This is a genomic window from Cohnella lubricantis (genome assembly GCF_014212015.1).
GTDB classification, from domain to species: Bacteria; Bacillota; Bacilli; order Paenibacillales; family Paenibacillaceae; genus Cohnella; species Cohnella lubricantis.
Map to the genome: position 1 here is coordinate 1 of NZ_JACJVN010000001.1, position 14,196 is coordinate 14,196.

The following is a 14,196-nucleotide window of genomic DNA, read 5'->3' on the forward strand; positions in this document are numbered from 1 at the left end:
CCCGCGTTGAGCTCATTCTCTGCTGAGATACTCGTCCAAACCGACTAACTCACCCGCGTTGAGCTCATTCTCGGCTGCGATACTCGTCCAAACCGACTAACTCACCCGCCTTGAGCTCATTCTCGGCTGCGATACTCGTCCAAACCGGATACCTAGCAAAAAAAAGAAGAGACTCTCCCCGAAGGGAAAGCCTCAACTCAACCGCTATTCCGTCTAACTTACTGCACTTACTGCACTTACTGCAGCGCCTTCAGGCCGAGCGCCAGCGATCCGCACAGGCCGGCATTGTCGCCAAGGCTCGGCGGTACGATGTAGTCGTCGATTGCCGATTCGAGAATCGCCTCAGCGCTGACGTAACCATTCAGGTTGCGGCGCACTTCCTCGCGGATCATCGGGAACAGCTGCGACTGATGCATGACGCCGCCGCCAAGAATGACCTTCTTCGGCGACAGCAGCAGGATCGAGCCGGCCACCGCCTGTCCGATGTAGAAGGCCTCCATCGCCCAGGCCGGATGGTCTTGCGGAAGCTCGCTGCCCTTCGCCTTCCAGCGGCGTTCGATCGCCGGACCTGCCGCCATCCCCTCCAGGCAGTCGCCGTGATAAGGGCAGAAGCCCTCGTAGCTGTCGTCCGGATGCCGCCTCGTCAGAATGTGGCCTCCTTCCGGATGAAGCAGTCCGTGCACCAGCTTGCCCTCCGCGTACACGCCGACGCCGATGCCGGTTCCGATCGTGTAATACAGGCAGCTGTCCAGCCCTCTCGCCGCTCCCCATGTCGCCTCGCCGAACGCAGCCGCATTCACGTCGGTATCCCAGCCGAACGGAATGTCGAATTCCCGCTGCAGCGTAGGCAGGAACGGATAATTCGACCAGCCCGGCTTCGGTGTCGTCGTCACATAGCCATATTCGGGGCTGCTTCTATCAATATTGATAGGGCCGAACGAGCCGATCCCGATCGCGTCCACTTGCTTGCCTTGGAAATATTCGACCATCTTGCGGATCGTCTTGTCCGGCTGCTCCGTTGGAAAGCTGACACGATCCTCGATGATCCCTTGCTCGTTGCCGATGCCGCAGACGATCTTGGTGCCGCCTGCCTCGATAGCGCCAATCCGCATAGCTGATCCTCCTGCCTGAGTTCATATGAATCTATTGTAATTGGTTAGGCGGCGGAATGCGACCCGGAATTAACCCACAAGCAAGCGCATTCTCGCAGCAGTGTCCTCCAGCGGCAGATGTACCGTTATGGATAGATCCGGGGCGTCTGTAGGGTGAAAAGATATATGGTCAAACGATAGCGTTCCGGCGACCGGATGATAGAGCAGCTTGCTCCCCTCCGGCGAATCCAACACGTCATGCTGCTGCCACCATTCCGCGAACTCTTCGCTCGTCTCGCTCAGCTCCGCGATGAACTCCGTCCACCATGAATCTCCCGTGAACTGCCCGTAATTAGCCCGGAATTGCGCTAGCCGAAGCCGAGCCTTCCCCTCCCAGCCTTCGCGCAGCAGCACTCGGAAATAAGGGTCCATGAAGATCCGCCAGACCGAATTGCGCTCTCGCTCCGTCATCTGTGCATAATCACCGTATACCTTGCAAGCCGGCTTGTTCCAGCCGACGATGTTCAGCCGCGGATCGTACACAACTGCGGGCTGATCGCCTTGCTGGTCAAGGAATTTCTGAAGCCGGTCGCTCACTGCGCTCTCCCGATGAAGCGTATCCGCCGGCATCTGACGAAGCGCCAGCAAGTAGAGATGCTTCCGCTCGTTCGCATCTAGCTGCAGCGCTCGCGACAGGCTCTCCAGCACCTGAGCCGACACCTGAATGGGCCGCGCCTGCTCCAGCCATGTATACCAGTCCACGCTCATGCCTGACAGCAACGCCACTTCCGCGCGCCTGAGGCCCGGCGTTCTCCGCCTGCCCTCTCCCGGCAGTCCCGCCTGGCGAGGAGACAACCGTGTTGCGCCGTGTTCGCAGAAAATCAGCCAACTCTTGCAGCCGGTTTAGCTCCGCCTGTTCCTTCATCCTCGGGCCACACTCCTTCCAACGATCTTCGCTGCTAAGAGGAGTCCGATTCCCATGGTAGGAGTTACTCTCCTAGGATAAACCCTCCGCTCGCGCCTCATTTAATGTCATCTTACACTATGCTTCGGGAACAACGCCATCTTCTCGCTCATCGGCATTCCCAATAGCCTGTCATTCATCGTTCTTCCAGGAGGACCGCTATGAAAGAATCCATCTCTGCACCCTCTGCAACAACCACACCAGCAATAAAATCAACAACACCAACAATCTCCGCAATTTCCGCATCATTCGAAACATCCGTATCGCCCGCAAGTTCCGCATCATCTCCAACGTCCCCAGCGTCACCAGAGACTCCAGCCTCCGCAGCACTCGCAGCCTCCGCTCCATCTGCTCCCAGGGGATGGGCGCTTGCAGGGCTGTCGCTGGGCTACTTCATGGTGCTGCTCGACACGACCATTCTCTCCGTCGCGCTGCCTGCTATCCGTTCCGACCTAGGCGGCGGCTTAACCGGCCTCCAATGGGGCGTTAACGCCTACACCATCGTCTTCGCCGGCCTGCTGCTCGGCATGGGCGCATTCGCCGACCGGCTCGGCGCCAGACGCGTCTACGCCGCTGGACTCGTCATCTTCGTCGCCGCATCCGCCTTGTCCGCCGCCGCCCCGTCGCTCGGCGCGCTGATCGCCTGCCGCGCCGTGCTCGGCCTCGGCGGCGCAGCGCTCCTGCCGGCTTCGCTGGCGCTCCTGGCGCACGCCTACCCCGAGCCTGCGAGCCGCACCCGCGCGCTCGGCATCTGGGCCTCCGTCACCGGCATGGCCATGGTGGCGGGGCCTATCGTCGGAGGCGCGCTCGTCGACTCGCTCAGCTGGCGCAGCATCTTCCTTCTTAACGTGCCGCTCGGCCTCGTCAGCCTGGCCGCGGCTTATCTGTTCGTCAGCGAGACGCAGCGACAGAAGCAGCGCGGCATTGACCCGGCCGGCTTGCTGCTCGCCTTCGCCTCCATTGCCTCTCTCTCCTATGCGCTCATGAAGAGCGGCGCGTACGGCTGGAGTTCTGCCCGCATCGTGCTGGCGCTGGCCGTCTTCGCTTGCTCAGCCGCTCTGTTCGGGTTCGCGGAGAAGAAGGGGAAGCAGCCCATGCTGCCGCTCTCTCTGTTCAAGCATCCGACCGTCTCCGCCGGCATGCTGTCCGGCATGGCTATTAATGCCGGCTTGTCGGGCATCCTCTTCCTGCTGCCGCTATACTTCCAGCAATCCCGCGGATGGTCCGCGCACGCCAGCGGCTTGGCGTTGCTGCCGCTCACGCTGCCGATGACCTTCGGACCGATTATGACCGCCCGAATCGCCGCCCGCACCGGTCCGAGAGCACCGCTCACAGCCGGGTTCGCACTGGCCGCCGCCGGAGCGCTGCTCCAAGCATGGTCGAACGCGGATTCCGCTTATGCGATGAACCTGATCGGGCTGCTCCTGATCGGGTTCGGCATCCCCTTCATTATCCCGCCGCTGACGGCAGCGATCATGTCAGCCGCACCCCGCACGTTGTCCGGCACAGCTTCCGGAGCTCTTAACTCCAGCCGTCAGTTGGGCGGAACAGTTGGCGTCGGCCTGCTCGGCGCTATCGTCTCGGGCAGCGGCAGCTTCTTAAGCGGCCTCCATCTGGCGCTTGCCTTCACCGCAGCCCTGCTGGTCTGCGGAGGAATCGTCTCCTTCGTCTGGATCGGACGCAGCCGATAGTATCCGCCGCCGTATCCCGAGCAATCGAAGAAGAGTGGTCTCCCCGAGGAGGGCGCACAACCAAGAAGAGCCCTCCGCCGGTCTCCCGGCGAAGGGCTCTACGCGCGCAGATATCCTTACAGAATTCTGCGGGCCGTCACATAATTTTTAGTCCAATAAGCCGAATTCATCGACGAGACCGTCACGCCTTGACTGCTGGAAGCTTGCAGAATCTTGCCATCGCCTGCATAGATCGCGACGTGTCCGATGCCTTTGCTTCCCGTCTTGAAGAACACGAGATCGCCCATGCTCAGATACGATTTGGCTACTTTCTTGCCTTTGTTGGCTTGCGCGGCAGCCGTGCGCGGGAGCCATATGCCTTGCTTGCCATATATGTATTGGGTGAACGAAGAGCAATCGAAGGCGGTAGTGCTGCCCGCCGTAGCGCCGAATACGTAAGGAGTGCCGATATATTGTTTGCCCAGAGAAACTAGTTCAAGAGATTCCGCAGTCGCAGCGCTTGCTTGACCGGAATGACCCGCAGCCAGACCGAACCACCCGACAGTTGCGAGGATGCCAATGGCAGCCGCTTTCAGCTTCAGCATGTTTTTCATCTTGCTCGTCATGAACCGTATTTCCTCCTTGACACGTTGTCAGTCGTTGTTGTTCTCTCTGGGAATTACTATAGCACACTTCAAATTGCCTATAATTTCCCAAAGAAGAGACGAATCCGCTTCCAGCAACGCATCAGGAGGCTTTCTGAGAAAAAAGTGAGAATTCCTTAATGTTACGAACTCATTTCTCTCATTAATCGTCTATAACTAATGGCCAGACTCTCGAATGGGTCTCGCCGGCAGTTATCCTGCTCCACGACATACCATTCCACCCCGATCTCCCGGCAGGCTGCGACGATGCCGGAGATGTCCATATTCCCTTCGCCCAGCTCCGCCGTCACGGCGGCATCCTCTACGATCGCCATGTCCTTCAGATGCACGACCGCCATGCGCCCCTTCATCTTGCGAACCCAATCGGCCGCCGTTCCGCCGCCCGCCTGCGCCCAATACACATCAAGCTCCATGCCGAACGCTTCCGGATCGGTCTCTTGCAGGAGATAATCCATGCCGATGCGATCGCCGTCGATCCGCGCGAATTCGAAGCGGTGATTATGATAGACGAACTGCAGTCCGTTATCCTGCAGCCTGCGCGCAATCGGAGCCATCTCCCGCCCGAACGCTTCATATCCCTCCCGATCTGCGCGATAACGATCCGGCATCGAGCCCAAGCCGACATAACGGCAGTTCCATAGCTTGTGATCTTGAATGACGGCGTCAAGGTTATCCCGCAGGCGGTCAAAGCCAATGTGCGTCGCGCAAATGCTTAGTCCCGCTTCATCGGCATACGCCTTCACTTGCTCCGGCGGAATCGGCCCGATGGCCGACACCTGCACGGATGCATACCCCATCTCGGCAACCCGCTTCAGCGTCAGCCGGAACGCTTCCGGCGTCTGCGTGTACTCTCTGACGGTATAGAGCTGAGCGGCAATCTGCTCTCGTCTCATGCGTGCGATTCCTCCTTCGAATTGGGGATCTCCGCGATCCGCTTGCGGTAAGCCTCCGGACTCATGCCCGCCGTCTCTTTGAACAAGCGGCTGAAGTGCGCGAGATGAACGAATCCGACCTCGCGGCATACGGAGGTGACCGACCGCTGCGGCTCGAAGCGGAATAGAATCTTAGCCTGATTGATGCGGCGCTGGTACAGATATTTGAAGATGGTAGTACCGGTTATCCGTTTGAAAAGGTTCGAAAGATACGGCTTGGCAACGTGCATCGCCGCAGCGATGTCGTCCAGCGAGATGTCGCGGCGGTAATGCGCCTCCAAGTACGAGACGACATCCTGAACGAGCCGCTCATGCGAAGAACCATGCGCCCGTTCGCTGACCGGCTCGGCGCACCATTCGCCGATTCGCTGCAACAGCTCCAGGAACCGCACCTCGAACCGGCCGAGGCGCGAAGGGCGCGAGCCGCTTGACCATTGCCAAGACCGGTATCCGGCCGCCATCTCGGACAGCATCCGCTCCATCTCCAACCGCTCCGCTTCCGGCAGCGCGATCCGAATGTTGCGCAGTTCCTCGAACGGCTGGAGAAGCGCAGCAGCGGGTTCGGCCTGCAGCAATTGGTGCACATAGGCCGGATCGAAATGGACGATCGAGCGGATATACGGCGCATTCGGCGACGGATTCGGGGAATGCAGCGTCATCCCGTGCATGAGGATAAGGTCGCCGGGCCGCAGCGCCATCAGCTTGTCGCCGATCAGGTACGTGCACTCGCCTTCCTGAAAGTAATAAATCTCGTAGTAAGGATGCGAATGGAACGCGTTCGCGATCGGCGCTTCATTGCGGTAGCTCATCTCGATCGGCTGCTGCATCGATGCGAATGTCTTCGTAGTTGTCGATGTCGGCACGTCCGCTCTCCCCTTTAGAATGTGCGGCTCATATCCACCGGCTTGGCCGCGGGAGCGTCCGAGCTGTCCTGGCGATACTTCGAGGAGGCGATTCGCTTGTTCAGCTCGGCGAGATGAAGCTCCTCGTCCAGCGGCAGATCAACCCATCCGTCGATCCAGGAGGACAGATGGATGGCATTCGAGATAGACAGGCCGAGAATGCCCTCTTCACCCGGCGCTTCGAGCTCATCGCCGTGCAGGATGGCATTCGTGAAGTTCTGAATGATGCCGGCATGCTCAGGGTTGGGCCCATCCAGCGGGATCTCGATCTTCCAGGCTTCCGGCCTGCCGAACGGAACCGTGTTATGGGCGTTGAATTCCGACTCGGATTCGCGCAGCCGCCAGAACGTCATCCGGCCGTCCTCGATGACGATCTTGCCGCGGTCGCCGGTCACTTCGAAGCGGTTCGTGCCGGGCGCGTCCGCCGTCGAAGTGATGAACACGCCTGTTGCGCCGTTCGGGTATTCGGCGTAGGCGGTGACATCATTCTCGACCTCGATGTTCCGATGCTTGCCCTCTTGGCAGAACGCGCGAATCCGCGACGGCATCATGCCGATCGTCCAAGGCCACAAGTCCAGCTGGTGCGGGCATTGATTGATGAGCACACCGCCGCCTTCGCCGGCCCACGTCGCGCGCCACGTGCCGGAATCATAGTAAGCTTGCGAACGGTACCAGTTCGTAATGATCCAATTCGTGCGGCGGATCTCGCCGAGCTCGCCAGTGGCAATCAGTTCGCGCAGCTTCCGGTACAGCGGGTTCATCCGTTGGTTGTACATGATGCCGAACTTCTTCCCGCTCGCCTTCGCCGCCTCGTTCATCTCCCGCACCTGCTTCACATACACGCCGGCCGGCTTCTCGATGAGCACGTGCATGCCCTTCGCGAACGCTTGGATCGCTTCCGGCGGATGATCATAATGCGGGCAAGCGACCAGTACCGCGTCGACTAACCCCGAAGCCAGCATGGACGCGGAATCTTCAAAAACGGCAATATCCGGCCAACGTTCCTTGGCCCACTCGCGCTTGCCGGCGACGCCGTCGCAGATGGCTGTTACCTCTGCTCCGGCAATTCGTCCGGAGCGGATCGTATCCACATGGGAGCTGCCCATGTTGCCGACGCCGATCACGCCGTACCTCACCTTGGTTGGTGCGCTTGCTTGCCGTTCATTCGTCATTGCGCTTACCTCCGTTCCTCGTCATCGGATCATCGTACAGCGATTTCATTCGTTCCATGCGGCCTTCATTCGTCCGCGCAGCGTTCATTAGCCCCGCGCGGCATCTCTATCTGCGCCGACAGGATTTGACCGCCATTGTCGTAAGCGGTTACATTGCTGCTCAATTTTATTGTACCACATAGGGTGTGAGGCGGTTGCGGGAACCTTCGATCAGTTAACCACAGTCAAACGATTGAGGGAAGTAGGAAATGAGAATTAAATGAGGTGTGCACAAGCGGCATTGGAAGGCGACTTCAGCAGGCGAGCTCGCACTACACTATAACGGAAGCCATTTCCGTTATTGCGCCGTTTTTCGCCGTGTTTGATTGCTTAACGGAAGTGTGTTCCGCTATTTGCTCAAGTTGGATGAGTGAGCGTTTCAAAAACCACTAAATAACGGAATCTGGTTCCGTTATTACATTCGCACGCGGGATATTAGCGAAAATAGCGGCAGCGGCTTCCGTTATTGAGACTCCGAACTGCTCCAAGCGGAACGCTCCTGCTCATCGGACATGCTCCAAGCCATGGGCATCCAACTCAACCCCGCGCTTACCGCACAGCCCCTTCCAATACTCCCACGCCTGCAGGTAGTCTGGCAGATCGTCGGGATGGTGCTTCTTGCTTAGACCGATGCGGCAGTAGAGTTGGATCGTGACTTCGTCGATCAGCCTTGCCCTGTCGATACGCCCAAGCTCCAACTGGTCGTAGGCGGAGAATAGTTGATTTCATTTTTCCCCCTCAGCCTTCAATCTGCTCCCGATGATGGACCATATGATCCAAATAATCGTCGAACAGCCAGCGAAGGCTAACCTGGCTGCCATCGCTGAGAACGCAGGATTTGTTGAGGTCCGATTCGCTAGCATGTCTCATCACATAGAGGATCTGTTTGTTCAGGTGAATCCACAAGGCCAGCAGCTCCAGACAGCTATAATTGTGCTGATAACCGTGAAGCTGGACCCATTCATCCTGCTGATAGCCTTCAATCTTAACGGGCTCGCCGGACAGGAGAATTCGCGCGAATCGGATATGGTTGTTCGCCGCCGAGTCGCACAGGTGCCCCAGAATCTCTTGCTTCGACCACTTGTTCGGCGCCGGCTTGCGGAGGAAGGCCTCCTGTTCAAAACCGGTTACGAGCTTTGGTATTTCTTGAAGATAGGTTTCTAGTCTAGTGATCGCGCTCATGGTTTATCCCTCTTCCTCCCCCGGATACGTCAATCCCCACTGGGCGCGAATCGCGTCCAGCGTCTCCATCAGCTCGACCGTCTCGCCGAGCGGCATCTCGCCGCTCTCCTTGCGTCCCTCGCGCAGGCAGTTCATCGCTTCGATCGCCTGGAACGCATGGCCGACGAAGCTGCGGTCGTCGCGGACCGTCACCGGTTCTTCGCCGTTCACGAAGAGCGTCGCTTCCTTGGCGCGCAGGAAGTCGGGCACGTAGATCTTCCCCTTCGTGCCATAGATCCAAGCATCGTTGGTCATGTCCAGCCGCACGCCGCTATGTAGAGAAGCGACGGCGCCGTCCTCATAATCGAACAGCAGGGAGAACTGCTCATCGACGCCCGTCTCGCCGATGCGGACGGTGCTCTGGATTCGGGACGGCTGACGCCCGAACACCATCGAAGCGAACGATACGGGGTATATCCCCGCGTCCAGCAGCGCGCCGCCGCCCATCTCGCGGTTGAGCAGGCGGCCTTGCGGGTTCCAGCCTCCGTCGAAGCCGAACTCCGCCTTCAGCAGCTTCACCTCGCCGATCGCTCCGCTGCGCAGCCATTCGCGTGCCTGCCGGACAACGGGCAGATAACGCGTCCACATCGCCTCCATCGCGAACGCGCCCTTCTCCCGCGCGAGCGCCGCGATCTCCTTCGCTTCCGAAGCGTTGATCGTGAACGGCTTCTCGCACAGGATCGACTTGCCCGCGCGCAGCAGCGTCAGCGCGTTCTCCTTGTGGACCGGATGCAGCGTGCCGATGTAGACGATCTCGACCTCGGGATCGTTCGCCAGCTCCTCGCAGCTTCCGTATGCTCCGGGGACGCCGAACTTCGCGGCGAATGCCTCCGCCTTCTCCTTGGAGCGCCCCCCGACCGCGACGAGCTCGGCCCCCGGCGCGTGCTTCAGCTCCGAAGCGAAGTTAGCGGAGATGCCGCCCGGGCCCATAATGCCCCATTTGACCGTGCGCTGATTGTCCATGCATTCCATTTCCCCTCTCCGATTGGGATGGCATTCCATCTATTACCTCTACCATACGTTCTAATCATTCGATTGTAAAGAATGGCGCTCGCCGCTCCCCGCCTGCCGAATTCCACTAGTCGCAAGCCGCGAATCGCCTGTCCTTGCGGTTAGCGAATCAAGGGATCTTATCCACCGAACCCGCGTTATCCCCATATTTATACACAGGTTATCCACGTTGTCCACACCGCCGAGTATCGTTGCTCGTAGCTTCCGGGATATCCAACCGCCGAGACGCTTACGGCCTCGCTCGCTCATCGGCGTAATTCCGGCAGATCTGCTCGCCCAGATTCCGGATCTTCTCCGCCACGAAGGCCGGTTCCCGCACGAGCACGTCCGGCCCGTAGCTGAGCAGATTCTCGTACATCCAATGATTGTCCGGATAGCTGACCCGAACGAGCAAGGTGCCGTCCTCCTGCGTCTCGACCTTCTCGGCGTCGAACGCTTCCTCCACCCTCACTCTGACGCGAGGGCGGAACTGCAGAATCAGCTCCACCTGCGGATCGATCTCCTGATTGCCCCACCGGGCATCCAGCTCCTCCATGCGGACGCCGCGAGCGGCGAAATGCTCCAAATGCACGCGCAAGCCGGTCATTCTCGACAGGCGGAATGTCCGATAATCGCTGCGGAGCCTGCAATAGGCGTATAAGTACCAAGCGTAGCCCTTCCATGCGAGCCCGATCGGCTCCGCCTCCCGCTGCTCGCCGAGTCCTTCCGTGTTGGTGTAGAGGAAGGAGACGACGTTCCGATTCTTCGCCGCCCGCCGGAGCGAAGCCAGTATGGAGCGGTCCTTCAGCCCGCCCCCATGCCACAGATTCGTGTCGAAAAGAAGGGTCTCGCCCGCTTCCTCCATCTGAAGCTGCTCCGACCGGCTCACCAGCGCCTTGATCTTGCTCAACAAGCCGTCCATCTCCTGATCGTCCAGCGACGCTTGCACGCCTCGCAGCGCGACCAGAATGGCCTGCAGATCCTCGAAGGTAACGATCTGCCGGTCGATGCGGAACTGCTCCATAATCTCGTAGCCGCCGTCCGTTCCGGTGTAGGACACGATCGGAATGCCGGCCGTGTTGATCGTCTCCAGATCGCGGTAGATCGTCCGCAGCGAGACCTCGAACTTGTCCGCCAGCGTCTGGGCGTTCACCCGGCGCTGGCCCAGCAGCATCATCGTAATGCCGAGCAGCCGCTCTATTTTCACAATCGATCCACTCCTCATTCGAACTTAAATAAGAAATTCGAATAAATATTGCCATGTCCTCTATCTCCCTGACAGATAGTTGTCAGGAAAGGGGGACTATAGTAGAGACATAAGGATCAAATTCCAATTATTGAGGAGGCAACAAACCATGAGCCTGAACGTGAACACGCAAGCTAAAGAAGCCGCAGCAACGATTCGACCGTACCGTATCGAGACTTCGCAAGCAGCCCTGGAAGATCTGAACCGCCGCCTATCGCTGACGCGCTGGCCTGACGAGCTCCCCGGGGCGGGCTGGAATTACGGCGTGCCGCTCCAATTCGCGAAGGAGATGGCGGAGTACTGGCAGTCATCCTTCGACTGGCGGAAGCAGGAGGAGCGCCTGAACGAGATCCCGCAATTCACGACGACCATAGACGGCGCGAACATCCACTTCTTCCACGTCCGCTCGCCGGAGCCGAACGCGACGCCGCTGCTGCTCCTTCACGGATGGCCGGGTTCCCCCGTCGAGTTCCTCGATCTGATCGGGCCGCTGACCGATCCGGCCTCTTACGGCGGCGATCCTGCGGACGCCTTCCACTTGGTCATCCCTTCGCTCCCCGGCTTCGGCCTGTCCGGTCCGACGACGGAGGCCGGATGGACGTCCGGGCGGGCGGCCGGCGCCTTCGCGGAGCTGATGGATCGTCTCGGCTACGAACGCTATGGCGTGCAGGGCGGTGACATGGGGGCGATGATCGCGCCGGAGCTGGGGCGGTTGGCGGAAGGCCGTGTCGTCGGCGTGCACGTGAATGCGGCGACGATGGGCTTCATCCCGTTCGGGCAAGTGGAAGACGAAGTATTCGCGCAGCTGACGGACGCGGAGCGCGTTCGCCTCGGGCGGCTCGGCGAATTCATGAAGGATCGGTTCGGCTTCAACATGATCCAATCGACGCGGCCGCAGACGCTGGCTTACGGGCTTCATGACTCGCCGGTGGGACTGCTCGCATGGACGGCCGAATTGTTCTACGGCTTCGGCGATTATGCCGACGCTGTGAGCAAGGAACATTTTCTGACCAATCTCATGCTCTACTGGCTCACCGGGACGGACAACTCCTCGGCTCGGATGTACTACGACAATGCGCATGATCCCGCTGCTTGGGCGCCTAAGCCCCCGTCCCAAACGCCGGTTGGCGTAGCGGTGTTCCAGCAATCGGACGTCGCGATCCGCCGCTACGGCGAGCAGGGCAACCATATCGTCCACTGGAGCGAGTTCGACAGAGGATCGCACTTCCCGGGCATCGACGCGCCGGATCTCATGATCGGCGACATCCGCAAGTTCTTCCGCCAGCTGAGATAACGAATGAACCAAAAAAAAGCAGAGCGCATCGACCGGATGCGTTCTGCTTATCTGGATTCCACCGTTAGTTCACGCCGACCCGCAGCCGGCTGTCCATGTAGCTCTTCATCTCGCGCAGCAGCTCGACGGAGGCGTCGATCTCGACCTTGCGCGTGGACACGCTCTCGACGCTGCAGCCGATCGGGATGCCCTTCTCGAGGCCGAATTCGAACAGCTCCTCGAAAATCTTCCTCGACAGCCGGATCGACTTATCGAGAATGTCGTGCGAGTGGATCAGCTCGTTCTCCAGCCACTTCGGCACGCTGATGCCGAGCCACTTCATGAACGCCAGCGTCTTCTGCGAGCCGCACGGCGCCAGGTTGATGAGAATCGGCGCCATTGCGATCTCTTGCTCCTGGCAGTAGTAATAGTAGTCGGACAGGAAGTTCTTCGAAGCTTCCACGTCGTACACCGCTTGCGAGATGAAGAACGAGCAGCCGCCTTCCTGCTTGGCCGCCGCCCGCAGATGCTCGTCGCCCTTGCTCTCATGGCGCTCCGGTATGACGACGCCGCCGAGCGCCAGTTGCGGGTTCAGCTCCCGGCTTAGCCGGTAGGCTTCGGGCAGCCGCATCGTGACCGCTTGCTTGCTTGAGGAGGAGCCGACGAAGACGGAGAAGCGATCCGCCTTTTCGACCGGACCGTGACCTCCGCTCTCGCCCTGACCGCCTCGAATCCACGCCGCCAACTCGTCCTCCGGCTGCTTGCCGACCACCTTGTAGATAATCTTCGGCATAACCAGCCCGCTCAGATAATGCTCGCTGTACTCGGTCGGATCGATCGTCGACAGGTACGGGAACGGCCGATCCGTGTCGATGCGGTCCGCCTCGTCCTGCACGTCGTACAGCACGAGCCCGTCGATCCCCGTGTCCTTCAGCCGCTCGACCTGCTTGCGCGCGATCTCGGCGATTCTCTCCGTGTCGCCCGAACGCTTCGGCGGCGTCATTCCATATGTCAGAATGCCGGCTTGCCTGCCGGCGATCTTGTGCTTCAGCATGCGTGTGCTCCTTATCCTTGAAGGTCATACCTCAGTTTAGCACCTCGGTCCCCGCATCTGAAAGCCTTTATTCGCCATAAGGAGCATGGAATATTCTATAGCCGGTTATAGCCTGCGGCTATATCAGCGCGGTTATAGCTTAAGAGCGCCTTGCGTCATCCCTTGGATGTAGTACTTCATCCCGAAGGAGAAGATGAATAGCAATGGAATCGAAGAGATCGCGTAAGCCGCGAACTGCGTCCCCTTGTCGGTCACCCCGAACTGCTGCGTGAAGATGGTCAAGCCGACGGATATCACCTGCAGCCGACTGTTTTGGATCGTCAGCAGCGGCCATACATAATCGTTGTACACGCCGACGGATTGCATGATGAACAGCGTCGCCAGAATCGGCAGCGAGAGCGGGAGAACGATGCGCAGGAAGACTCTTGCTTCCGTTGCCCCGTCCATGCGCGCCGCTTCGAACAGCTCGCCTGGCAGACCGGCCATATACGTTCGGCATAGGAACGTGCCGAAGATCTGGCCGCCGGCCGCGCTGGAGACGATGATGACCCATGGCGTATTGGTGAGCCCCATATTCTCATACAGCACGTAAGAAGGAATCAGCGTCAACACGCCGGGGATCATCATGATCGCGAGCATCATGAGGAAGAGCATATTTTTGCCGGGAAAGGTCTTCTTCGCGAAAATATAACCCGAGATGGCGGACAACAGCATGACGCACACGCTTCCGATCACGGCATAAGCCACCGTGTTGACGATATAGCGCCAGATCGTGCGGAACGCCTCGCCGTAATTGAACCATCTGGCCGGGGACGGGAGCCCCCAGAAGTTGCCGGCGATCTGTGCGTTGCTCTTCAACGAGCTGACGATCATGAACAGAATCGGCACCAAGGTCATGAAGACGAGCAGGGCCAGCAACAAGACTATCACGATCTGGCGAATATGGATCGCTTGCAGAAACCTCATGGCTGTCCCTC

14 protein-coding genes are annotated in these 14,196 nt (G+C 59.5%); 2 read left to right on the forward strand and 12 right to left on the reverse strand.

Going from position 1 to position 14,196, the window contains the following annotated elements; translation table 11 throughout:
* Positions 1–236 precede the first annotated feature (236 nt).
* Both H4Q31_RS00005 and H4Q31_RS00010 read right to left on the reverse strand, forming a co-directional pair.
* Positions 237–1,112: an ROK family protein gene (locus tag H4Q31_RS00005; protein ID WP_185177018.1), complete on the reverse strand. Its 876-nt coding sequence runs from the start codon at positions 1,110–1,112 to the stop codon at positions 237–239.
* 69 nt (positions 1,113–1,181) lie between these two features.
* Positions 1,182–1,946: a helix-turn-helix transcriptional regulator gene (locus H4Q31_RS00010; protein ID WP_311771646.1), complete on the reverse strand. Its 765-nt coding sequence runs from the start codon at positions 1,944–1,946 to the stop codon at positions 1,182–1,184.
* Between the two features lie 486 nt (positions 1,947–2,432).
* Here H4Q31_RS00010 and H4Q31_RS00015 point away from each other — a divergent pair, with 486 nt between their 5' ends.
* The gene (locus tag H4Q31_RS00015) at positions 2,433–3,746 is read left to right on the forward strand and encodes an MFS transporter (protein ID WP_260440073.1); all 1,314 of its coding nucleotides are present in this window, start codon (positions 2,433–2,435) and stop codon (positions 3,744–3,746) included.
* A 116-nt stretch (positions 3,747–3,862) separates the two neighbouring features.
* Here H4Q31_RS00015 and H4Q31_RS00020 read toward each other — a convergent pair whose 3' ends face one another.
* The 8 genes from H4Q31_RS00020 to H4Q31_RS00055 form a co-directional block, all read right to left on the reverse strand.
* Positions 3,863–4,351 (reverse strand): C40 family peptidase, encoded by a 489-nt coding sequence (locus tag H4Q31_RS00020; protein ID WP_245347368.1) that lies wholly within the window; start codon positions 4,349–4,351, stop codon positions 3,863–3,865.
* A gap of 161 nt (positions 4,352–4,512) precedes the next feature.
* Complete coding sequence (locus H4Q31_RS00025) at positions 4,513–5,283, reverse strand: sugar phosphate isomerase/epimerase family protein (protein WP_185177020.1); 771 nt, start codon at positions 5,281–5,283, stop codon at positions 4,513–4,515.
* A complete protein-coding gene (locus H4Q31_RS00030) occupies positions 5,280–6,185 on the reverse strand; it encodes an AraC family transcriptional regulator (protein WP_311771647.1) in 906 nt (301 codons plus the stop codon). Before H4Q31_RS00030 ends, H4Q31_RS00025 begins: the two co-directional genes overlap by 4 nt.
* Before the next feature lie 14 nt (positions 6,186–6,199).
* Positions 6,200–7,396 carry a Gfo/Idh/MocA family protein gene (locus H4Q31_RS00035; RefSeq protein ID WP_185177021.1) on the reverse strand — a complete coding sequence of 399 codons (1,197 nt, stop codon included), beginning with the start codon at positions 7,394–7,396 and terminating at the stop codon, positions 6,200–6,202.
* Positions 7,397–7,938: 542 nt separating this feature from the next.
* A complete protein-coding gene (locus H4Q31_RS00040; RefSeq protein WP_185177022.1) occupies positions 7,939–8,133 on the reverse strand; it encodes a hypothetical protein in 195 nt (64 codons plus the stop codon).
* Positions 8,134–8,173: 40 nt separating this feature from the next.
* Complete coding sequence (locus H4Q31_RS00045) at positions 8,174–8,617, reverse strand: DinB family protein (RefSeq protein ID WP_185177023.1); 444 nt, start codon at positions 8,615–8,617, stop codon at positions 8,174–8,176.
* 3 nt (positions 8,618–8,620) lie between these two features.
* The gene (locus H4Q31_RS00050; RefSeq protein ID WP_185177024.1) at positions 8,621–9,619 is read right to left on the reverse strand and encodes a Gfo/Idh/MocA family protein; all 999 of its coding nucleotides are present in this window, start codon (positions 9,617–9,619) and stop codon (positions 8,621–8,623) included.
* A 277-nt stretch (positions 9,620–9,896) separates the two neighbouring features.
* Positions 9,897–10,853, reverse strand: coding sequence for a helix-turn-helix transcriptional regulator (locus tag H4Q31_RS00055; protein WP_185177025.1), 957 nt, complete (start codon positions 10,851–10,853; stop codon positions 9,897–9,899).
* A 148-nt stretch (positions 10,854–11,001) separates the two neighbouring features.
* Between H4Q31_RS00055 and H4Q31_RS00060 the strand changes: the two genes are divergently transcribed.
* On the forward strand, positions 11,002–12,186 hold the full coding sequence (locus tag H4Q31_RS00060; RefSeq protein ID WP_185177026.1) for an epoxide hydrolase family protein: 1,185 nt from the start codon (positions 11,002–11,004) through the stop codon (positions 12,184–12,186).
* A gap of 64 nt (positions 12,187–12,250) precedes the next feature.
* On the opposite strand, the gene H4Q31_RS00065 is transcribed toward H4Q31_RS00060, so the two are convergent.
* Both H4Q31_RS00065 and H4Q31_RS00070 read right to left on the reverse strand, forming a co-directional pair.
* Positions 12,251–13,219, reverse strand: coding sequence for a methylenetetrahydrofolate reductase (locus H4Q31_RS00065; protein WP_185177027.1), 969 nt, complete (start codon positions 13,217–13,219; stop codon positions 12,251–12,253).
* 132 nt (positions 13,220–13,351) lie between these two features.
* A complete protein-coding gene (locus H4Q31_RS00070) occupies positions 13,352–14,185 on the reverse strand; it encodes a carbohydrate ABC transporter permease (RefSeq protein ID WP_185177028.1) in 834 nt (277 codons plus the stop codon).
* Positions 14,186–14,196: the final 11 nt, after the last annotated feature.